Source organism: Nonomuraea sp. NPDC003214 (assembly GCF_053590035.1).
On the sequence record NZ_JBSFSX010000001.1, the window covers coordinates 830,049 to 848,100 of the forward strand.

The 18,052-nt window shown below is 72.0% G+C and carries 23 protein-coding genes; 14 read left to right on the forward strand and 9 right to left on the reverse strand.

Annotated elements, in window-relative coordinates; translation table 11 throughout:
* The 4 genes from ACWDXC_RS03755 (at position 1) to ACWDXC_RS03770 (ending at position 2,169) form a co-directional block, all read left to right on the forward strand.
* A complete protein-coding gene (locus tag ACWDXC_RS03755; protein WP_449977714.1) occupies positions 1–354 on the forward strand; it encodes an ArsR/SmtB family transcription factor in 354 nt (117 codons plus the stop codon).
* The gene (locus tag ACWDXC_RS03760) at positions 354–836 is read left to right on the forward strand and encodes an SRPBCC domain-containing protein (RefSeq protein WP_449977717.1); all 483 of its coding nucleotides are present in this window, start codon (positions 354–356) and stop codon (positions 834–836) included. Before ACWDXC_RS03755 ends, ACWDXC_RS03760 begins: the two co-directional genes overlap by 1 nt.
* Positions 833–1,477, forward strand: a complete 645-nt coding sequence (locus ACWDXC_RS03765) for a dihydrofolate reductase family protein (RefSeq protein ID WP_449977720.1) — start codon at positions 833–835, stop codon at positions 1,475–1,477. Before ACWDXC_RS03760 ends, ACWDXC_RS03765 begins: the two co-directional genes overlap by 4 nt.
* 95 nt (positions 1,478–1,572) lie before the next feature.
* Positions 1,573–2,169, forward strand: coding sequence for a YHS domain protein (locus tag ACWDXC_RS03770; protein ID WP_449977723.1), 597 nt, complete (start codon positions 1,573–1,575; stop codon positions 2,167–2,169).
* 21 nt (positions 2,170–2,190) lie between these two features.
* Here ACWDXC_RS03770 and ACWDXC_RS03775 read toward each other — a convergent pair whose 3' ends face one another.
* Entirely contained in the window at positions 2,191–2,520 is a 330-nt protein-coding gene (locus tag ACWDXC_RS03775; protein WP_449977726.1) for a fumarylacetoacetate hydrolase family protein, read from the reverse strand.
* A 9-nt stretch (positions 2,521–2,529) separates the two neighbouring features.
* On the opposite strand from ACWDXC_RS03775, the gene ACWDXC_RS03780 reads away from it, so the two are divergent.
* Complete coding sequence (locus ACWDXC_RS03780; RefSeq protein WP_449978169.1) at positions 2,530–2,787, forward strand: IclR family transcriptional regulator domain-containing protein; 258 nt, start codon at positions 2,530–2,532, stop codon at positions 2,785–2,787.
* Positions 2,788–2,819: 32 nt separating this feature from the next.
* Here ACWDXC_RS03780 and ACWDXC_RS03785 read toward each other — a convergent pair whose 3' ends face one another.
* Positions 2,820–3,110, reverse strand: coding sequence for an antibiotic biosynthesis monooxygenase (locus ACWDXC_RS03785; protein WP_449977728.1), 291 nt, complete (start codon positions 3,108–3,110; stop codon positions 2,820–2,822).
* Between the two features lie 60 nt (positions 3,111–3,170).
* Between ACWDXC_RS03785 and ACWDXC_RS03790 the strand changes: the two genes are divergently transcribed.
* Complete coding sequence (locus ACWDXC_RS03790) at positions 3,171–3,812, forward strand: TetR/AcrR family transcriptional regulator (protein WP_449977731.1); 642 nt, start codon at positions 3,171–3,173, stop codon at positions 3,810–3,812.
* A gap of 163 nt (positions 3,813–3,975) precedes the next feature.
* Positions 3,976–5,070 carry an acyltransferase family protein gene (locus ACWDXC_RS03795; protein WP_449977734.1) on the forward strand — a complete coding sequence of 365 codons (1,095 nt, stop codon included), beginning with the start codon at positions 3,976–3,978 and terminating at the stop codon, positions 5,068–5,070.
* On the opposite strand, the gene ACWDXC_RS03800 is transcribed toward ACWDXC_RS03795, so the two are convergent.
* The 3 genes from ACWDXC_RS03800 to ACWDXC_RS03810 all read right to left on the reverse strand — a co-directional run bounded on the left by ACWDXC_RS03800 (position 5,049) and on the right by ACWDXC_RS03810 (position 7,604).
* Positions 5,049–5,600 (reverse strand): dihydrofolate reductase family protein, encoded by a 552-nt coding sequence (locus ACWDXC_RS03800; protein ID WP_449977736.1) that lies wholly within the window; start codon positions 5,598–5,600, stop codon positions 5,049–5,051. The genes ACWDXC_RS03795 and ACWDXC_RS03800 overlap by 22 nt on opposite strands.
* A gap of 110 nt (positions 5,601–5,710) precedes the next feature.
* Positions 5,711–6,112, reverse strand: coding sequence for a DUF7144 family membrane protein (locus tag ACWDXC_RS03805; RefSeq protein ID WP_246643787.1), 402 nt, complete (start codon positions 6,110–6,112; stop codon positions 5,711–5,713).
* Positions 6,113–6,209: 97 nt separating this feature from the next.
* Positions 6,210–7,604: an NAD(P)H-quinone dehydrogenase gene (locus ACWDXC_RS03810; protein ID WP_449977739.1), complete on the reverse strand. Its 1,395-nt coding sequence runs from the start codon at positions 7,602–7,604 to the stop codon at positions 6,210–6,212.
* A gap of 71 nt (positions 7,605–7,675) precedes the next feature.
* Here ACWDXC_RS03810 and ACWDXC_RS03815 point away from each other — a divergent pair, with 71 nt between their 5' ends.
* Entirely contained in the window at positions 7,676–8,128 is a 453-nt protein-coding gene (locus ACWDXC_RS03815) for a gamma-glutamylcyclotransferase (RefSeq protein WP_219499922.1), read from the forward strand.
* Here the strand turns inward: ACWDXC_RS03815 and ACWDXC_RS03820 are convergent.
* Positions 8,121–9,422, reverse strand: a complete 1,302-nt coding sequence (locus tag ACWDXC_RS03820; RefSeq protein ID WP_449977743.1) for an MFS transporter — start codon at positions 9,420–9,422, stop codon at positions 8,121–8,123. The genes ACWDXC_RS03815 and ACWDXC_RS03820 overlap by 8 nt on opposite strands.
* Before the next feature lie 110 nt (positions 9,423–9,532).
* On the opposite strand from ACWDXC_RS03820, the gene ACWDXC_RS03825 reads away from it, so the two are divergent.
* The 6 genes from ACWDXC_RS03825 (at position 9,533) to ACWDXC_RS03850 (ending at position 15,801) form a co-directional block, all read left to right on the forward strand.
* On the forward strand, positions 9,533–10,513 hold the full coding sequence (locus ACWDXC_RS03825; protein ID WP_219499924.1) for an Lrp/AsnC family transcriptional regulator: 981 nt from the start codon (positions 9,533–9,535) through the stop codon (positions 10,511–10,513).
* Positions 10,510–11,814: a M20/M25/M40 family metallo-hydrolase gene (locus ACWDXC_RS03830; RefSeq protein WP_449977747.1), complete on the forward strand. Its 1,305-nt coding sequence runs from the start codon at positions 10,510–10,512 to the stop codon at positions 11,812–11,814. Before ACWDXC_RS03825 ends, ACWDXC_RS03830 begins: the two co-directional genes overlap by 4 nt.
* Before the next feature lie 2 nt (positions 11,815–11,816).
* Positions 11,817–12,620 carry a purine-nucleoside phosphorylase gene (locus ACWDXC_RS03835; RefSeq protein WP_219499926.1) on the forward strand — a complete coding sequence of 268 codons (804 nt, stop codon included), beginning with the start codon at positions 11,817–11,819 and terminating at the stop codon, positions 12,618–12,620.
* Positions 12,617–14,245, forward strand: coding sequence for a phospho-sugar mutase (locus tag ACWDXC_RS03840; RefSeq protein WP_219499928.1), 1,629 nt, complete (start codon positions 12,617–12,619; stop codon positions 14,243–14,245). The genes ACWDXC_RS03835 and ACWDXC_RS03840 overlap by 4 nt, the downstream gene beginning before the upstream one ends.
* Before the next feature lie 67 nt (positions 14,246–14,312).
* Positions 14,313–15,269: a LysR family transcriptional regulator gene (locus tag ACWDXC_RS03845; protein ID WP_449977751.1), complete on the forward strand. Its 957-nt coding sequence runs from the start codon at positions 14,313–14,315 to the stop codon at positions 15,267–15,269.
* The gene (locus ACWDXC_RS03850; RefSeq protein ID WP_449977754.1) at positions 15,259–15,801 is read left to right on the forward strand and encodes a DapH/DapD/GlmU-related protein; all 543 of its coding nucleotides are present in this window, start codon (positions 15,259–15,261) and stop codon (positions 15,799–15,801) included. Before ACWDXC_RS03845 ends, ACWDXC_RS03850 begins: the two co-directional genes overlap by 11 nt.
* Positions 15,802–15,823: 22 nt before the next feature.
* On the opposite strand, the gene ACWDXC_RS03855 is transcribed toward ACWDXC_RS03850, so the two are convergent.
* From ACWDXC_RS03855 to ACWDXC_RS03865, 3 genes are read right to left on the reverse strand one after another with little or no spacing between them, the layout of a single operon-like run.
* Positions 15,824–16,306 (reverse strand): GyrI-like domain-containing protein, encoded by a 483-nt coding sequence (locus ACWDXC_RS03855; protein ID WP_449977756.1) that lies wholly within the window; start codon positions 16,304–16,306, stop codon positions 15,824–15,826.
* Between the two features lie 21 nt (positions 16,307–16,327).
* Positions 16,328–17,230 carry a sigma-70 family RNA polymerase sigma factor gene (locus ACWDXC_RS03860; protein WP_449977759.1) on the reverse strand — a complete coding sequence of 301 codons (903 nt, stop codon included), beginning with the start codon at positions 17,228–17,230 and terminating at the stop codon, positions 16,328–16,330.
* On the reverse strand, positions 17,205–18,044 hold the full coding sequence (locus ACWDXC_RS03865; RefSeq protein WP_449977762.1) for a MerR family transcriptional regulator: 840 nt from the start codon (positions 18,042–18,044) through the stop codon (positions 17,205–17,207). The genes ACWDXC_RS03860 and ACWDXC_RS03865 overlap by 26 nt, the downstream gene beginning before the upstream one ends.
* Between the last annotated feature and the right edge of the window lie 8 nt (positions 18,045–18,052).

Below are 18,052 nucleotides of genomic sequence, written 5' to 3' on the forward strand. Positions count from 1 at the left end.
GTGGCACAGTATTCGGCCCAGTTGGACGGGGTGCTCGTAGCGCTCGCCGACCCGACCCGGCGCGCCGTCGTCCGGCGGCTGGGGCGCGGGCCCGCGAGCGTCGGCGACCTCGCCGCCGCGTTCCCGATGACCCTCCCCTCGTTCATGAAGCACATCCGCACACTCGAGGCGAACGGCCTGATCAGCACGGTCAAGTCCGGCCGGGTACGCACCTGCGTGCTCAATCGCGGGCAGCTCTCCCTGCTCGACGACTGGCTCGCCGAGCAGCGCCGGATCTGGGAGGAGCACACCGACCGCCTCGAACGGTTCGTGCGGGACCAAGCAGACCGGACCGACCAAGAGGAGGACCTCTGATGAAGCTCGACCCCGATCTTGACCTCGCCCTGGAGCGGGTCATCCGCGCCCCCCGCGCGACCGTGTGGCGGGCGTGGACCGACCCGTCCCAGCTTGAGCAGTGGTGGGTCCCGGCTCCGGCCCGCTGCCGGGTGCACCGGCTGGACGTGCGGCCCGGGGGGGCGTTCGTGACGCGGCTGAGCGAGGACGGGGCCGAGTTCGTCCCGCATCTCGACGCCTGCTTCCTCGCCGTGGACGAGCTCGAGCGGATCGTGTTCACCAACGCGATCGACAGCACCTGGCGCCCCGCGAACCCCGACCCGATCCCGATGACCGCCACAATCACGTTCGGCGACCACCCGGACGGCACGGCCTACCGGCTGCTCGTCCGCCACCGCGACCCCGAGGCCCGCGCCCTGCACGAGAAGCTCGGCTTCGCCGACGGCTGGGGCACGGTCACGGCCCAGCTGGCGGGCTTCGCCGAGGCAGGGGGGCCGCGATGAGGCTCGTCCTGACGGAGTTCGTCACGCTCGACGGCGTCAGCCAGGGGCCGGGCTCCCCCGACGAGGACACCAGCGACGGTTTCACCCTCGGCGGCTGGCTGGTGCCCCATCTCGACGCGGCGTTCGTCCGCTACACCTCCGACCGGCTCGATCTGGCCGACGGGCTGCTGCTCGGACGGCGTACGTACGAGGCGTTCGTCCGCGACTGGCCGAAGATCACCGACCCGGGCGACCCGTTCGCCGAGCGCATGAACACGCTGCCGAAGTACGTCGTGTCCAGCACCCTCGCCGAGGGCGCCTGGCACCCCACGACCGTGCTCAGAGGCGATCCCGTACGGACGGTCGCCGAGCTCAAGGCCCGTCCCGGCCGGGAGCTCCAAATTCACGGCAGCGCCCGCCTGGGTGACGCGCTGCTGTCGGCGGGCCTGGTCGACGCGCTGCGACTGGCGGTCGCGCCCACCGTGCTCAGGACCGGCCGCCGCCTCCTGGCGGGCGGCCCCGGGGCGCGGGACGACGCCACGTCGGGCCTGCGCCTGGTCCACCACGAGGCCACGCCGAGCGGGCTGCTGCTCCTGGAGTACGAGACGACCGGCCGGGCGCGCCGGGGCACGTACGCGGGCGTGACCGGCGTGCCGGGCTGACAGGGATCTGCACGTCCGATGACAGGACGCCTCGGCATGCTCGGGCACGCCCGCATCCGAACCCACCGCCGGGCACCGGCGGAATCGAGGCTCCCATGCTGTTCATCGAACTCTTCGTGCCCAGCGGGGTCTTCGGCCCGGACGAGCGCCGCCGCCTCGCCGAGCAGCTGACCTCGCGCAAGATCCTCACCGGCGACGACAGCGATCCCGGCGCCGACCCCGGCGTGATCAGGCTGTACGAGTCGCTCAGCGACGTCGTCGTCCACGAGGCGGCGGCGCCGCGGGCGGATCCGCCCTGCTACGTCGTCAACGTGTACGTCGCCGCCTGGGCCAAGGAGATCGGCGAGCACCTCGTACGGGAGATCACCCGCAGGCTGGGCGAGGCGGAGGGCGACCCGGAACGCCTCTTCCGGGAGCCGCGTGCGCTGGTCCACGTGATCGGGGTGCCCGACGGCGGCTACGGATTGGCCGGGAAGGTCCGCCGCTCCACCGACTTGCTGGACCTGATCGACCGGGCGAAGTCCCGGCGCCCCGAGGAGGCGCCGGAGGGCATGTTCGTCGACCCGGTCTGCGGCGCCCGCGTACCGGCCGGGGAGGCCGTCGTCACCGAGATCGACGGGACCACGTACGGCTTCTGCTGCGCCCACTGCCGCGCCCACTTCACCAGGCGCCGCCTCCAGGAGCAGACATGAGGCCCGCTCCTGGGGGCGGGGTCAGGGGGCGGCGACGACGGCCTGGGTCTGGCGGCCGAGGCCGTCGATGCCGAGCTCCATGCGGTCGCCGGGCCGCAGGTAGACCGGCGGGTCGAAGCCCAGGCCGACGCCCGCCGGGGTCCCCGTGTTGATGAGGTCGCCGGGTTCGAGGACCATGAACTGGCTCAGGTAGCGGACCACGTGGACGGGGTCGAAGAGCATGTCCGACGTCGAGCCGGTCTGCCGCCGGACGCCGTTGACGTCCAGCCACATGCCCAGGCCGCTGACGTCGCCCGCCTCGTCCGCCGTGAGCAGCCACGGCCCGCACGGGTTGAACGTCTCGACGCCCACCTGGCCCGGCTGTCGTACGCCAGCGGGACCGAATGGGCCTCGAAGACCCCGGCCGAGCTGCGGCGCCGCGTGGAGGAGTCGCGCAAGGCCGGCTACGCCGTGGATCGGGACGAGACCTTCGACGGGGTGCGGTGCGTGGCGGTGCCCGCCCGCATCCGGGGCAACCTGATCGGCGCGGCCGGGATCTCCGGGCCGTCCAGCCGGCTGCCCGACACCCGGATCGAAGAGCTGGGCGAATACCTGGCCGCGAGCCTGTCAGCCCTCTGACCGCGCCCCCGCCGGGCGCGGGGCCGGGCGGGTCAGTGCTCGTCCAGGATCTCGATCACCTCCGCCGTGACGTTGCGGGTGAGCGCGAAGCCGGCGACGGCCTCGGGGGTGCTGGGCACCGCCTCGCGGGCGGCCCGCAGGCTCTCGGCGGACTCCCAGCGCCAGACGCCGACCCACGTCCCGTCGTCGAGCCGGCCGAGGCGCGCCTCGGTGAGCCCGGGGACGACCGCCCGGGTGGCGGCGACGAGGTCGGCGTGCCGGGCCCGGAGCCGCTCGGCGTCGGCGGGGTCGGCCTGGAATCGGGTGACAGCGATGACCGGCATGGCTGGACCTTCTCTCTAGAGTTGACTTCTAGTGACTGAATCTAGAGATAAACTCTAGCCATGAGCGATGTCAAGCGCGTGAGCAAGCGGACGCAGAAGGCGCAGGAGACGCGCCGGCGCATCCTGGAGGCCGCCCTGGAGCTGTTCGCGCGGGACGGCTACGGCGCGACGAACCTCCAGGACGTCGCGGCCCTGGCCGGGGTCGCGGTGCAGACGATCTACTTCGTCTTCGGCAACAAGCGCACCCTGCTGAAAGAGCTGGTCGACGTGACGATCGCGGGCGACGACGAGCCCGTGACCACGATGGACCGGCCGTGGTTCACCGAGGCGCTGGCCGCCGCCACCGCCGACGACCTGCTGGCCGCCTACGTCACCGGCACCACCGCGATCCTGGAGCGGGTCGCCCCGATCGGCAAGGTCCTCGCCGGGGCGGTCGCGAGCGATCCGGAGGTCGCCGCCCTCTGGCCCGGCGAGGCGAACCCCCGCCACGCCGTCCACCGGAAGGCGGCCGAGGCGCTGACCGGCAAGCCGGGAGCGCGGGCGGACGTGCCCGCGGACGAGGCCGCCGACGTGCTCTACGCGCTGCTCAGCCCGGAGCTCTACCTGCTGCTCGTGCGCGAGCGCGGCTGGCCGCGCGAGCGCTGGGAGCGCTGGGCCACCCGCACGCTGCGCGCCCAGCTCTGCTCGCCGCAGGGGGCCTGACCAGGCACGCGACGACCTCGGTGGTGCGGGCTGCCCGGCGGCCTTACCACCTGCTGTACCCCGGTTCCGGGCGCGTGCGGGAAAGACCCGAGGGGGCGCCGGCTGGTGTGCTTGATCACCGGCAGCCCACCCGGCGTCCCACGCCCGTCCCCACGAGGTCATCGTGCCCCTCACGAACCACCCGGCCGCCGGTCACGGACGTCACCGTCTCCACCGTGAGCAGGCCAGGCGTGACCGGCTGTACGAGATCGACGCGCTGCGCATCAGCGCGGCCGTCGCGGTGGTCGTCTACCACTACGTCTTCTCCGGCCCGGAGAGCGGCGACAGCCCGCTCGCGTTCCCCGCCGCCGGCGAGGTCGCCAGGTACGGCTACCTCGGCGTGGACCTGTTCTTCATGATCAGCGGCTTCGTGGTGCTGCTCAACGCCTGGGACCGCGGCCCCCGGGCGTTCCTGGTGTCGCGGATCGTCCGCCTCTACCCCGCCTACTGGGTCGCCGTCACGATCACCGCCGTCGTCTCGGCGACCCTCTCCCAGGGGCAGTTCCCCGTCACGTTCGTCCAGTACGCCGCCAACCTGACGATGTTCAACGCCCTGCCCGACATCCCGAACGTCGACGTCGTCTACTGGACGCTGTGGGCCGAGATCAGGTTCTACGCGCTCATCCTCGCCCTGACCTGGTTCGGCGTGACGCGGGGCCGGGTGACGGCGATGCTGTGGGGCTGGCTGGCGCTCACGTTCCTGGTGCAGGCCGGCGTGCTGCCCGGGGTCGCCGACCTGGTGGTGCAGTCGGAGTTCGCGCACTACTTCATCGCCGGCATGGCCCTGTGCCTGGTCTACCGCGACGGCCTGACGCCGCAGCTCGGCCTGATCATCGGGCTCTGCCTGGGCAACGCGCTCCACCGGGGCGTCGCCTTCGCCGGCAAGGTCGGCGAACGCTACGGCACGGAGATCGCGCCGGTCGTCGTGGTGACCGTCATCGTCGCGATCTTCGTGGTGATGACACTGATCGCGCTGCGCGTCACCCGGCCGCTGGGCCGCCCCTGGTTCGCCGTGCCGGGCGCGCTGACGTACCCGCTCTACCTCGTCCACGCGCACGTCGGCTTCGTGATCTTCACCGGGCTCGGTGACCGCGTGCCGCCGTACGTCCTGCTGGGCGGCACGATCGCGCTGATGGGCCTGGTCGCGTACGCGATCCACGTGCTGGCCGAGCGGCCGCTGGCCGGGGTGCTGAAACGCTACTTGGCGACCGGCCGGTAGGTGGCGACGATCACACCGCTCTTCATCACCTTGGTGTCGATCAGCTCGAACGTCGTGCGGACGTCGCTCAGCGGCGCGGACAGCGACGGCCCGCCCTCGAACACCGGGTGGATCCAGAGCCGGACCTCGTCCACCAGCCCGGCCTTGACCAGGGCGTGGGTGACCTCGCCGTAGCCGTACATGAGGATGTCGCCGCCCTCCTGGGCCTTCAGCGCGGTGACCGCCTCGACCAGGTCGCCCTGCAGCACCTCGGTGTTCTTCCAGGCCGGGTCGGTGAGGGTGGTCGAGGCCACGTACTTCTTGACGTTGTTGAAGTAGGCGGCGCCCGTCTCCGGGTCGCTCTCGTCCCGCTCGGGCCACGTCGCGGCGAAGCCCTCGTAGGTGCGCCGGCCCATGAGCAACGCGTCAGCCGCCGCGGTCTGCTCACCGGCGAGCGCGCCGGCCTCCTCGTCGAAGTACGGCATGGTGAAGGAGGGGTCCTCGATGGCGCCGTCGAGGGACATGTAGGTCGAGCTGATGAGCTTGCGCATGATGGCTGTTCTCCAGGTCCGTGTCGCGTTTCCTTGTGACACCTGAAGTCTGCCGGACGCCGCTTACGCTTCCCTTCAGGGCGCCTTACGATGGCCGTGAACCACGCAGGTCAGATCTCCTTGGCCTCGCGGCCGTGCACGATCAGCGCGTAGATGACCAGCACGTCGACCGCGATGACGGCCAGCGACCACCACGGGTTCACGCCGATCCAGGTGAGCTGGGTCATCGCGTTCAGCATGACCAGCACCACGGCGACCACCCGCGCCCACGTCTGCCCGACGGTCACCGCCAGCCCGGCGAAGAACAGCACGATGCCGAAGAGCAGGTGCAGCCATCCCCAGGTGGACACGTCGAACAGCAGCAGCCGCAGCGGCGTGCGCACGTAGACGTCGTCGTTGATGACCGCCGACAGCCCGCCGATGATGTTGAACACCCCCGACATGATCATCAGAAGGCCGGCGAACCACACCCAGCCCACCCAGCCCGTCACGGGCCTGCTCTGATAAGTCATGACTCCCCCCGAAGTCTTCCGCCCCTGCCTGCGCAGAGACTGTGACCTGGACATTCCCCCCTATGGCGTCATTCATCCAGGCTTCGGGGGCCGGGGGTCAGATGCCGATGGACGCCTCGGGCTGCATGAGCCGGCGCGCCGCCTCGGTGATCGAGCCCGACAGCGACGGGTAGACGGCGAACGTGTGGGCGAGCTGCCCGACCGTCAGGCGCTGCTGCACCGCCACCGACACGGCCAGGATCAGCTCCGAGGCCCGGGGCGCCACGACGACGCCGCCGAGCACGATGCCGGTGTGCGGGCGGCAGAACAGCTTGATGAAGCCGTCGTTGAAGCCCGACATCTTGGCCCGCGCGTTGGTCGCCAGCGGCAGCTTGACCACGTTCGCCTCGATCTCACCGGCTTCGATCGCCCGCTGGGCGACGCCGACGGCGGCGATCTCAGGGTCGGTGAAGATGTTGGAGGCCACCGTGGCCAGCCGGAGCGGCTGCACGGCCTCGCCGAGCGCGTGCCACACGGCGATGCGGCCCTGCATGGCGGCGACGGAGGCGAGCATGAGCACGCCGGTGCAGTCGCCGGCCGCGTAGACGCCGGGCGCGGAGGTGCGCGAGACCTTGTCGACCTTGACGAACCCGCCCCGGTCGAGCTGGACGCCGGCCTCCTCCAGGCCGATGCCGCCGGTGTTGGGCACCATGCCGACGGTCATGAGCGCGTGGGAGCCCTCGGCGGTGCGGCCGTCCTCCAGGGTGACGACGACGCCGTCGGCGGTGCGCTTGACGGAGGAGGCGCGGGTGCGGCCCATGACGTTCATGCCGCGGCGGCGGTAGACCTCTTCGAGCACCTCGGCGCCGTCGGCGTCCTCGTTGGGCATCATGCGGTCGCGGCTGGAGACCAGCGTGACCTCGGCCCCGAGCGAGCGGTAGGCGCCGGCGAACTCGGCCCCGGTGACGCCGGACCCGATGACGATCAGGTGCTCGGGCAGCTTGTCGAGGTCGTAGAGCTGGCGCCAGTTGAGGATGCGCTCGCCGTCGGGCTCGGCGCCCGGCAGGATGCGCGGGGTGGCGCCGGTGGCGATCAGGACCACGTCGGCGCGGATGGTGCGGTCGCCGGCCTTGACCACCTGCGGGTCGACGAGCCGGCCGCGGGCCTTGATGATCTCGACGCCCTCGGCCTGGACGCGGGTGGCGATGTCGGCCGACTGCGCCTGGGCGAGCTCCTTGACGCGTTTGTTGACCAGCGGCAGGTCGACGTGCGCCGCGCCGATGTCGCCGTCGGCGCCGCCGGTGTAGGCGACGCCCAGCGACGGCGCGTCGAGCAGCGCCTGCTTGCGGACGGAGGTGGCGATCAGCGTCTTGGAGGGCACGCAGTCGGTCAGCACGCAGGCGCCGCCGGGGCCGTCCTGCTCGACCATCGTGACTTGCGCGCCTAGCTGCGCGGCCACCAGCGCCGCCTCGTAGCCGCCTGGTCCGCCACCGATGATCGCAATCCTCGTCACGTTCCCATTGTCCCGCATCGCCTGAGCTGCTGACGAACGGGGCGGGCCACCGCGCGCTACTCTTGGCTGCTGTGCCTGTTTACGCCGCCTACGGCAGCAACATGGACCCGGAGCAGATGGCCATGCGCGCCCCTCACTCCCCGGTGCGGGGCGTGGGCTGGCTGCCCGGCTGGCGTCTGACCTTCGGCGGGGAGATCTTCGGCTGGGAAGGCGCGATCGCCACCATCGTGGAGGACCCGGAAGACCACGTCTTCGTCGTCCTCTATGACGTGCCGGAGTTCGACGAGACCTCGCTCGACCAGTGGGAGGGCGCCTCGCGGGGCCTGTTCCACAAGGTGCGGCTGCGGGTGCAGACGCTCGACGGCGAGGTCGTGGCCTGGGTCTACGTGCTCGACGGCTACGAGGGCGGCCTGCCGTCGGCGCGTTATCTCGGCGTGCTGGCCGACGCCGCCGAGCGGGCCGGCGCGCCCGACGACTACGTCAAAGAGCTGCGCGGCCGGCCCTGCAAGAGCTCGCCTAGCTGAGCGGCTGGTCCTTCGTCTCCTTCAGCGCGAACACGTACACCAGCGTGGAGATCAGCGCGAGCGCGGACATGTACCAGGGGAACAGGTAGGAGGCGTCGGCGTCCTTCATCGCGGTGCCGATCAGCGGCGCCGTGCCGCCGAAGATCGCCACGGTCAGCGAGTACGGGAAGCCCGCGCCGGCCGCCCGGACCCGGGTCGGGAACAGCTCGGAGTTCACCGCGGCCGAGATCGAGGTGAAGCAGCCGAGGAAGACCATGCCGATGAGCTGGATGACCAGCAGGCTGGCGAACTCGTCGGTCAGCAGGCCGAGCAGCGGCACCGGCAGGATCGTGAACCCGAGGCCGAAGGTGATCAGCATCGGCTTGCGCCCGACCTTGTCCGACAGCATGCCGAGCAGCGGCTGCAGCACCATGAAGAAGACCAGCGAGATCGTGCCCACGGTGAGCGAGTCGGCCTTGTCGAAGTTCACGTTCTGCTGGGCGTAGGTCGGCAGGAACGTGGTCCACGTGTAGTAGGCGACGGTGCCGGCGATCGTGATGCCGACGATGAGCGCGGCCTTGCTCGGGTAGCGCACCAGGAACTCGAAGAGCTTGGGCCGCTCGGCCCGGCCTTCCTGGATGTCGGTGGCGACGGTGCTGGTCTCCTCGGCGCCCTTGCGGATCCACAGGCCGACGAGGCTGATCAGCGCGCCGAACAGGAACGGGATGCGCCAGCCGTAGGAGTCCATGGCCGATTCGGCGAGCAGCGTGGCGAGCAGCGCGGCCAGGCCGGAGGCGAGGAGCTGGCCGATCGTGGTGCTCACGTACTGGAAGCTGGAGAACAGGCCGCGGCGGCCGGGCGGCGCCGACTCGACGAGGAACGTGGTGGCGGCGGCGAACTCGCCGCCCACCGACAGGCCCTGGATCAGCCGCGCCAGCGTGAGGATGATCGGCGCGAGCACCCCGGCCTGCGCGTACGTGGGCGTCACGGCCAGGATCAGCGACCCGACGCCCATCAGGATGATCGTGAACGTCATCGCCGCCTTGCGGCCGAACCGGTCGGCGAACGCGCCCACCAGCAGGCCTCCCAGCGGGCGCATGAAGAAGCCGACCGCGAACACGGCGAACGCACTGAGCACCGGGACCAGGGGGTTGCCGCTGTCGGGGAAGATCTGTTGCGAGAAGTACACCGCCAGGAACGAGTACGCGTACCAGTCGTACCACTCGACGACGTTGCCGACGCTGGCGGCGAACAACTGGCGGACGCGGCTCTTCGGAATGCCGATGGGCGATGAGGCAAGGGGGGAGGTCGCCACGTGGGCTCCTTTGCTGAACAGAGCGGAGATGGCCTACTGTGCATTCGGACGACCGAAACAGTCAAATATCTCGCCATATATTTACGAACCCGACACAGATAAGGCTCTCTGTGGATGTTCTCGACCGGCGGCTGATCGCCGCACTCCAGGTCAGCCCCCGCGCCCCCTGGGGCGAGATCGGCCGGGCGATCGGCGAGCACGAACGGACCGTCGCCCGCCGCCTGCAACGGCTCCTGGCCGAGGGCGTGGTGCGCGTCACCGCCATCTACGACGACCTGCGCTCGGGTCACGGCCGTCCCGTCCACCTGCACGCCCAGGTGCGCCCCGGCATGGCGCGCAAGGTCGCCGAAGCCCTCGCCGCCCGGCCCGACACCCGGTCCGTCTACTCCCTGACCGGCGCCACCGACGTCGGCAGCGAGCTCGTCGCCCCCTCCCGCGAGGACCTGCACGACATCCTGTCCGCGCAGATCAGCGCCATCGACGGCGTCGCCCAGACGCAGACCCAGGTCGTCCTGCACACCTTCCGCACCGTCGCTGAATGGCACGCGCCCTACCTCACCGAACAGGAGGTCGCCGAGCTGCGGCCCCCGCCGCCCGCCGAGTGCCTGCCCGACGAGGACGGCCTGTCCCCGCTGGAGCAGGAGATCGCCGAACTGCTGGCCGCCGACGGGCGGATCGCGTTCACCACGATCGCCGACCGGCTCGACCTGTCCGTGCCCACCGCCCGGCGCCGCGTCGCCTCCCTGCTCGAACGGCGGGTGCTGCTCCCCCGGGCCGAGGTCGAGCCCGCGCTGATCGGCCTGGCCGTCGAGGCCCAGCTCTGGCTCAAGGTCCGGCCGTACGGGCTGGACCGGGTCGGGCAGACGCTGGCCGCGCACCCCAACGTGCGCTACTGCGCCGCCACCACCGGGACGCACGCGCTGATCGTCCAGGTCGCCACCGCGCACGAGGCCGACCTGTACCGGTTCCTGTCGGGCGTCGTCGGGTTGCTCGACGAGGTCACCGACGTCAATGTCACTCTCATAACCCGCGCCTACAAGCGCGGGCATCTGCACAAGTCCGGCCTGCTCACCTTGGAGAGAACACCATGACCCCTGCCGAGCACGAGGTAGCCGACCTCTGCGTGGAGCTCATCCGCGTCGACAGCAGCAACTACGGGGACGGCTCCGGCCCCGGCGAGCGGGCCGCGGCCGAGGTGGTGATGGCGAGGCTGGCCGAGGTCGGCGTCGAGGCCACCTACATCGAGAGCGCCCCCGGCCGGGGCAACGTGATCACCCGCGTCGAGGGCTCCGACCCGTCGCTCCCGGCCCTGCTCGTGCATGGCCACCTCGACGTGGTGCCCGCCAACGCGGCCGACTGGACCGTCGACCCGTTCGCCGGCGAAATGCGCGACGGCTACATCTGGGGCCGGGGCGCGGTCGACATGAAGGACATGGACGCGATGATGCTGGCCGTGCTGCGCCAGCTCAAGCGCGAGGGCCGCAAGCCGCGCCGCGACCTGGTGTTCGCCTGGGTCGCCGACGAGGAGGCCGGCGGCGTCTACGGCGCCAAGCACCTGACGAAGCACCACCCCGAGCTGTTCGAGGGCGTCACCGAGGCGATCAGCGAGGTCGGCGGCTACTCGCTGGAGGTCGACCCGTCGCTGCGGCTCTACCTCATCGAGACCGCCCAGAAGGGCCTGGCCTGGATGAAGCTGATCGCCGACGGCACCGCCGGGCACGGCTCCATGCTCAACTCCGACAACGCGGTCACCGAGATCGCCAAGGCCGTGGCCAGGATCGGCGCCCACGACTGGCCGATCACGCTCACGCCGACCGTGCGCCGCTTCCTCACCGAGGTCGCCGACGCGTTCGGGCTGCCGTTCGACGAGACGGACCCGGCGCCCATCCTGGACAAGATCGGGCCGCTCGTCCGGTTCGTCGGCGCCACGCTCAACCACACCGCCAACCCGACCCAGCTCGACGCCGGCTACAAGTCGAACGTCATCCCCGGCCAGGCCACCGCCGTGGTCGACGGGCGCTTCCTGCCGGGCCACGAGGACGACTTCTTCAAGACCATCGACACGCTCATCGGGCCGAAGGTGCGCCGCGAGTTCGTGCACCACGACATCGCGCTGGAGACCACGTTCGACGGCGCCCTGGTCGAGTCGATGATCGAGGCGCTCAAGGCCGAGGACCCGACTGCCCGCGCGGTGCCCTACTGCATGTCGGGCGGCACCGACAACAAGACGTTCTTCGCCGACCTGGGAGTGCGCGGGTTCGGGTTCGTGCCGCTGCGGCTGCCCGCGGACATGGACTTCGCCTCGATGTTCCACGGCGTGGACGAGCGGGTCCCGGTCGAGGCCCTGCAGTTCGGGGTGCGGGTCCTGGACAGGCTCCTCCTAAACTACTAAGGGTGACTAACGACCCGTACACCCTGGCCGGGGAGGCCGCCGCGGCGCTGAAGGCCGCGGCCGGTCTCGACACCTTCGACGTGGCCCTCGTGATGGGCTCCGGCTGGGTGCCGGCCGCCGACGCGATCGGCGCGACGGTCGCCGAGATCCCGTTCACCGACCTGCCCGGCTTCTCGGCGCCCGCCGTGGCCGGGCACGGCGGCAAGATCCGCGTCATCCGCACCGACGGCGGCCGCCACGCGCTGGTCTTCCTCGGCCGCAGCCACCTGTACGAGGGCCGCGGCGTCGACTCCGTCGTGCACGGCGTCCGCACCGCCGCGGCGGCCGGGGTGCGCACGGTCGTGCTGACCAACGCGGCGGGCGGCCTGCGGCCCGAGACGCAGAAGGTCGGCGACCCCGTCCTGATCAGCGACCACATCAACCTGACCGGCGTCAACCCGATCACCGGCACCACGTTCCTCGACCTGACCGAGGTCTACTCCAAGCGGCTGCGCGAGCTGGTCCGCGAGATCGACCCGAGCCTCGACGAGGGCGTCTACGTGGCCTTCCGCGGCCCCACCTACGAGACGCCCGCCGAGATCCGCATGCTGCGCACGCTGGGCGGCGACATGATCGGCATGTCCACCGTGCTGGAGGCCATCGCGGCCCGCGAGGCCGGGCTGGACGTGCTCGGCGTCTCCCTCGTCACCAACCCCGGGGCCGGGCTGGCGGGCGACCCGCTCGACCACGAGGAGGTCCTGGAGGTCGGCCGCGCCACCGCCACCCGGATGGGCGAGCTGCTGGCCAAGGTGGTCGACCGGCTGTGAGCCTCACCGATCGGGCCCGCGCCTGGCTGGCGCAGGACCCCGACCCCGACACGCGCGCCGAGCTGTCGGCCCTGCTGGAGCGCGGCGACACCGCGGCGCTGCGCGACCGGTTCGACGCCAAGCTGGAGTTCGGCACCGCCGGGCTGCGCGGCGAGCTCGGCGCCGGCCCCAACCGGATGAACCGGGTCACGGTCATGCGCGCCGCCGCCGGGCTCGCCCGGGTGCTCGGCCCCGGCAAGCACGTGGTGATCGGCTACGACGCCCGCCACAAGTCCGACGTGTTCGCCCGCGACACGGCGGCCGTGCTCACCGGCGCCGGGCTGCACGCCTCGCTGCTGCCCGGCCCGCTGCCCACGCCGGTGCTCGCCTTCGCCGTGCGCCACCTCGACGCCGACGCCGGCGTCACCGTCACCGCCAGCCACAACCCGCCGCGCGACAACGGCTACAAGGTCTACTGGGGCGACGGCTCCCAGATCGTGCCGCCGATCGACAGCGAGATCTCCGCCGCCATCGACGCCGTGGGCCCGGTGGACGAGCTGCCGCTGCACGGCCCCGGCTCGCTGACGGAGCTGGGCGACTCCATCGTCGACGACTACATCGACGCGGTCGTGGCGCTGCCCCTCGGCGACGCCCGCGACCTGCGCGTGGCCTACACGCCGCTGCACGGCGTCGGCTCCGCCACGCTGACCGGCGCCTTCCTCGCGGCCGGGTTCGAGACCCCGATGGCCGTCGAGGAGCAGCGCAACCCCGACCCGGACTTCCCCACCGTGGCGTTCCCCAACCCGGAGGAGCCGGGCGCGATGGACCTGGCCGTCGCACTGGCCCGAAAGCTGGGCTCCGACCTGGTGCTGGCCAACGACCCCGACGCCGACCGCTGCGCCGTGGCCGTGCCGCTCGGCGACGGCGCGTTCCGCATGCTGACCGGCGACGAGGTGGGCGGCCTGCTCGCCGAGCACGTCATCACCCACACCACCGGCGACCGCATGGTGGCGACCACGATCGTCTCCTCGACCCTGCTGTCCAAGATCGCCCACGCCCACGGCGTCCGCTACGGCGAGACGCTGACGGGCTTCAAGTGGATCATCAAGGCGGGTCCCGGCCTGGTCTTCGGCTACGAGGAGGCGATCGGCTACAGCGTCGGCTCGGCCGAGGGGCTGCCGGTGCGCGACAAGGACGGCATCGGCGCCGCCCTCACCGTCGCCGCCGTCGCCGCCGAGGCCAAGCGCGCCGGCCGTACGCTGCTGGACCTGCTCGACGACCAGGCCCGCCGCTACGGGCTGCACGCCACCTCGCAGCTCTCCGTCCGGGTGGACGACCTGTCGCTGATCGCCGGCGCCATGTCCCGCCTGCGCGCCGCGCCCCCGTCCGAGCTCGGCGGCCGTACGGTGACGCGGGTCGACGACCTGAGCCGGGGCGACGGCGGGCTGCCGCCGACGGACGGGCTCCGGTTCACGCTGTCAGGCGACGCCCGCGTGGTGGTCCGCCCGTCGGGCACCGAGCCGAAGCTCAAGTGCTACCTGGAGGTGGTGGTCCCGGTGACCGGCGAGGTCGCCGAGGCCCGCGCCGAGGCCGATCGCGACCTCGCCGCCCTGAAGACCGACGTGGCGGAGGCGCTGGGCCTGTGACCCCGGGCGCGCACAACCGGTGCACAGCCGGACACAACCATCGGTTGTGCGCCCCTAGGGTGTCCGCGTGGACACCGAGGCATGGCGATCGTTCGTCCGGGCGGCCGAGCTCGGGCAGGTGCAGCAGGCCGCCGACGAGCTGGGCGTGAGCCAGCAGGCGGTCTCCAAACGGATCGCCGCCCTGGAGCGCGAGCTGGGGGTCCGGCTGTTCGCCCGCACCCCGCGCGGGGTCGAGCTGACGCTCGACGGCCAGGCGTTCCTCCCGCACGCGCGCGGCGTCGTCGCCGGGATCGACCGCGCCGTCGCCGCAGTCAGGCCGGGCTCGCGCGCCCTGCGGATCGACGTCCTCGGCAGGCGCAGCGCGCAGGCCGTCGTCCTGCACGACTACTGGCGCGCCCGCCCCGGGACCGACCTCGACGTGGTGACGCTCCGGGTCGACGACCCGCGCGCGGCCGCCGCCGCCGTCGAGGCCGGCGAGGTGGACGCCTCGTTCCGCACCGTCACCGACCCGGCCGCGCTGCCGCGCGACCTGCGCATGATCTACGCGTTCTCCTCGCCGCTGCAGCTCCTCACCGGCCCGCGTCACCCGCTGGCCGCCGCCCGCCGGCTCACGCCTGCGCAACTGCGCAAGCACCGGATCTGGATGCCCGGCATCGCGCCGCGCAGCGAGTGGTCGGAGTTCTACGACGAGCTCGCCACCGCGTTCGACCTGCGGATCGACGCGGCGGGCCCGCACTTCGGCGACGAGGTGCTGCTCGACACCCTCGCCGACTCCGCCGACGTGGCCACCCTCGTCGGGGTGCGCGACCGGTACGTGTGGCCGGCGGGCCACGACCTGCGCCGCATCCCCATCGCCGGCCCGGCCCTCGTGTACCCGCTCTCGCTCATCCTCCCCCGGGCCAATCCGCACCCGGGACTGCACGGGATCATCGCCCACCTCGCGAGCCTGCCGGGGCCGCCCGAGCCCGCCTGGCTGCCGTCCTGGGCCGCTGCGACGCACGAGGAGGTGCGCCGTGCCCGGTGACCGGCTGATGCGCGTCCACAGCCCCGAGTTCCTGGCGATGGCCGAGCGGGTCCGGTGCGCCACCGAGCTGACCTCCCGGCTGAACGTGCTGCCCTTCGAGGACGAGGCCGGCAAGGCGGAGCTGTTCGAACGGCTCTTGGGCAAGCCCCTGCCGGAGCGGGTCACGATTTATCCGCCTTTCTACACCGACCACGGCCTCAACCTCGACCTCGCCGAACGCGTGTTCATCAACCAGAACTGCACGTTCCTCGACTACGCCGGCATCCGGCTCGGCCACGGCGTGATGATCGGCCCCAGGGCCACGCTCATCACCGTCGGCCACCCCGTCGACCCCGAGGAGCGGCGGCACTGGCTGACCGGCGGCCCCATCCACGTGGCGGACAACGTGTGGATCGGCGCCGGCGCCACCATCCTGCCCGGCGTCAGCATCGGCCGCGACGCCGTGGTGGCCGCCGGCGCCGTCGTGGCCGACGACGTGCCACCGGCCACCCTGGTGACCGGCGCCAAGGCGGCCGTGCACCGGCACTGGTGAACGACCCCCGGAGGGCCTTCCGTCAGGCCAGTCTGAACTGCAGCTCGGTCTCCCACTTGTTCATGTCGGGCTGCTCCTCCGGGTTCGTGTGGTAGAGCTCCAGGCGGCTGTCCCAGTGCTCGCCGTCCGGCTCCTCGCTCATGGCGAAGCGCAGCCCCCGCTCACGCGCCCAGTCCAGCAGCTCGCCGGTGACGGCCATGAGGCCGTCGGGGTGGCCGACGTGGGTGGTACGGACGTAACGGCCCGCCGGGAGCACCCCGGCGACGAACTCGCCCTCGCCCGCCACCGGCTCGTGCACCGGCACCCCGGCCTCCACCACCAGGTCGCCGTCCAGGTCGATGACCAGGTAGCGGAAGAACGGCCCGCCGGCGGGCGGCGTGCCCCGCTCGGCCAGCCGGCCGTACAGCTCGCCGATCCGGTCGGCGACCAGGTGGAAGGTCGTCATGGTGATGGTCTTGCGGATCCCGAGGTAGTGACGCTCGGGACACTCGATGATCTCTGGCATGTTTTCCTCCTTCACCCATTACTACGAATCGGCGCCCCGGAACTCATCGGCGAGTCCGAAGAAGGGGAACAGCCCAGGGTCCAGGTACGTGGTGATGCCGGTGATCAGGCCGCCCGACGTCTCGACGAGCACGAGCGCGAACGGCCGGCCCTCCAGATACTGCCCGTACGCGGGCCGCCCGTTGGCGGCGGTGCGCACCAGGCGCGAGCCCTCGCAGGGCGCCCCGGCGGCGGCCAGCACCCGGCGGACGTCCTCGCGCCCGCGCAGCCACCAGGCGAACGGCGGCATCGACGAGGTGGCGTCCTCGTGCAGCAGCGCGACCAGCGTCTCGACGTCGTAGCGCTCGAAGGCGTCGACGTAGCGGGCGAGCAGCTTCTCGTCCACGGCGTCGTCGCCCGGCGCGGTGAGGGGCAGCGCGGCGCGGGCCCGCTGGAGGGCGCTGTTGACCGCCGCGACGCCGGCGCCGAGCAGGCCGGACACCTCGGCCGCCGACCAGCCCAGCACGTCGCGCAGGATCAGCACGGCCCGCTGCCGGGGCGGCAGGTGCTGCAACGCCGCCACGAACGCCAGCCGCACGCTCTCCCGCGACACCGCCAGCTCGGCCGGGTCCAGCAGCCGGTCGGGCACCGGATAGACCCACGACTCGATCGGCAGCGGCTCCCCCAGGGGCGCGCCGGGCTCGGCGGCCGGGCCGAGGCCGGCGGCGAGGGCCCGGCGACGGCTGCCGCGCAGCATGTCGAGGCAGACGTTCGTGGCGATGCGGAACAGCCATGCCCGCAGCGACCCCCGGAGCGGGTCGAACCGGTCACGGCCGCGCCACGCCTTGGCCAGCGTCTCCTGCACCGCGTCCTCGGCCTCGTACACCGAGCCGAGCATCCGGTAGCAGTAGCCGGTCAGCTCAGCGCGGTGGCCGTCCAGGTCCATGTGGTTCGATCCCGATCTGCAGTTCCGTCACCCACTCGGCCAGGTCGTCCGGGCTGTGCAGGTAGACCTCGCGGCCCAGGTCGAGCGCGCGGTGGCCGTTGTCCTCGATCCAGTGGGCCAGCTCCTGGTAGGTGGTGCCGACCTGGTCCATCGAACCATGATGGATGACCGTCGCGGCGGCCGGCAGCCGGGGCAGGTCCACGACCTGGAGCCCGTCGTGCTCGCCGGGCCCGGCCGCGACGGGGAAGGCGGCGTGCGTCAGCACCGTCCCGTCCTCGCGGGCCTGGTAGTGGGCGATGCCCGGGCCGGCGATCGGCAGCCCGGCGGCCTCCAGCCGGTCGCAGAGCTCCTGGTAGAGCGGCTGGATGACGGGCCCGACATGCTCGGGCCCGTAACTGGCGGCCACGCCGCTGAGCTGGGCGACCCGGACCGGGGCCACCTCCTTGACGATGACCTCGACGCTCCCCATGCGGCCCTCGGTCTCGATGCTGCGCAGTCTCGACTCGACGCCGCGCAGCCTGGCCAGGTCGGCGCTGATGCGCGCCTCCAGCTCGGCGCGGCGCAGCCGGACCATCCCGTGCAGTTCTTCGGTGCTCACCTTGTCGTCGAGGATCGCCTTGACCTGCTCCAGCGTGAAGCCGAGGTCCTTGAGCGCGACGAGCCGGTTGAGCCGCGCGAGCTGGGCGGCCTGGTAGGAGCGGTATCCGGTGGCCGGGTCCACGTGGGCGGGCCGCAGCAGCCCGATCGCGTCGTAGTGCCGCAGCATGCGCACCGACACGAGCCCGAGCCTGGCGAAGTCTCCGATGCTGAACATGACCTCTC

What these genes read in the sequence shown, in the direction of transcription:
- ACWDXC_RS03860 (WP_449977759.1), bottom strand. Translation starts at nt 17,230, where the DNA reads ATGGACCTGGACGGCCACCGCGCTGAGCTGACCGGCTACTGCTACCGG.
- ACWDXC_RS03770 (WP_449977723.1), top strand. Translation starts at nt 1,573, where the DNA reads ATGCTGTTCATCGAACTCTTCGTGCCCAGCGGGGTCTTCGGCCCGGAC.
- ACWDXC_RS03830 (WP_449977747.1), top strand. Translation starts at nt 10,510, where the DNA reads ATGACCCCTGCCGAGCACGAGGTAGCCGACCTCTGCGTGGAGCTCATC.
- ACWDXC_RS03800 (WP_449977736.1), bottom strand. Translation starts at nt 5,600, where the DNA reads ATGCGCAAGCTCATCAGCTCGACCTACATGTCCCTCGACGGCGCCATC.
- ACWDXC_RS03805 (WP_246643787.1), bottom strand. Translation starts at nt 6,112, where the DNA reads ATGACTTATCAGAGCAGGCCCGTGACGGGCTGGGTGGGCTGGGTGTGG.
- ACWDXC_RS03765 (WP_449977720.1), top strand. Translation starts at nt 833, where the DNA reads ATGAGGCTCGTCCTGACGGAGTTCGTCACGCTCGACGGCGTCAGCCAG.
- ACWDXC_RS03790 (WP_449977731.1), top strand. Translation starts at nt 3,171, where the DNA reads ATGAGCGATGTCAAGCGCGTGAGCAAGCGGACGCAGAAGGCGCAGGAG.
- ACWDXC_RS03785 (WP_449977728.1), bottom strand. Translation starts at nt 3,110, where the DNA reads ATGCCGGTCATCGCTGTCACCCGATTCCAGGCCGACCCCGCCGACGCC.
- ACWDXC_RS03855 (WP_449977756.1), bottom strand. Translation starts at nt 16,306, where the DNA reads ATGCCAGAGATCATCGAGTGTCCCGAGCGTCACTACCTCGGGATCCGC.
- ACWDXC_RS03865 (WP_449977762.1), bottom strand. Translation starts at nt 18,044, where the DNA reads ATGTTCAGCATCGGAGACTTCGCCAGGCTCGGGCTCGTGTCGGTGCGC.
- ACWDXC_RS03760 (WP_449977717.1), top strand. Translation starts at nt 354, where the DNA reads ATGAAGCTCGACCCCGATCTTGACCTCGCCCTGGAGCGGGTCATCCGC.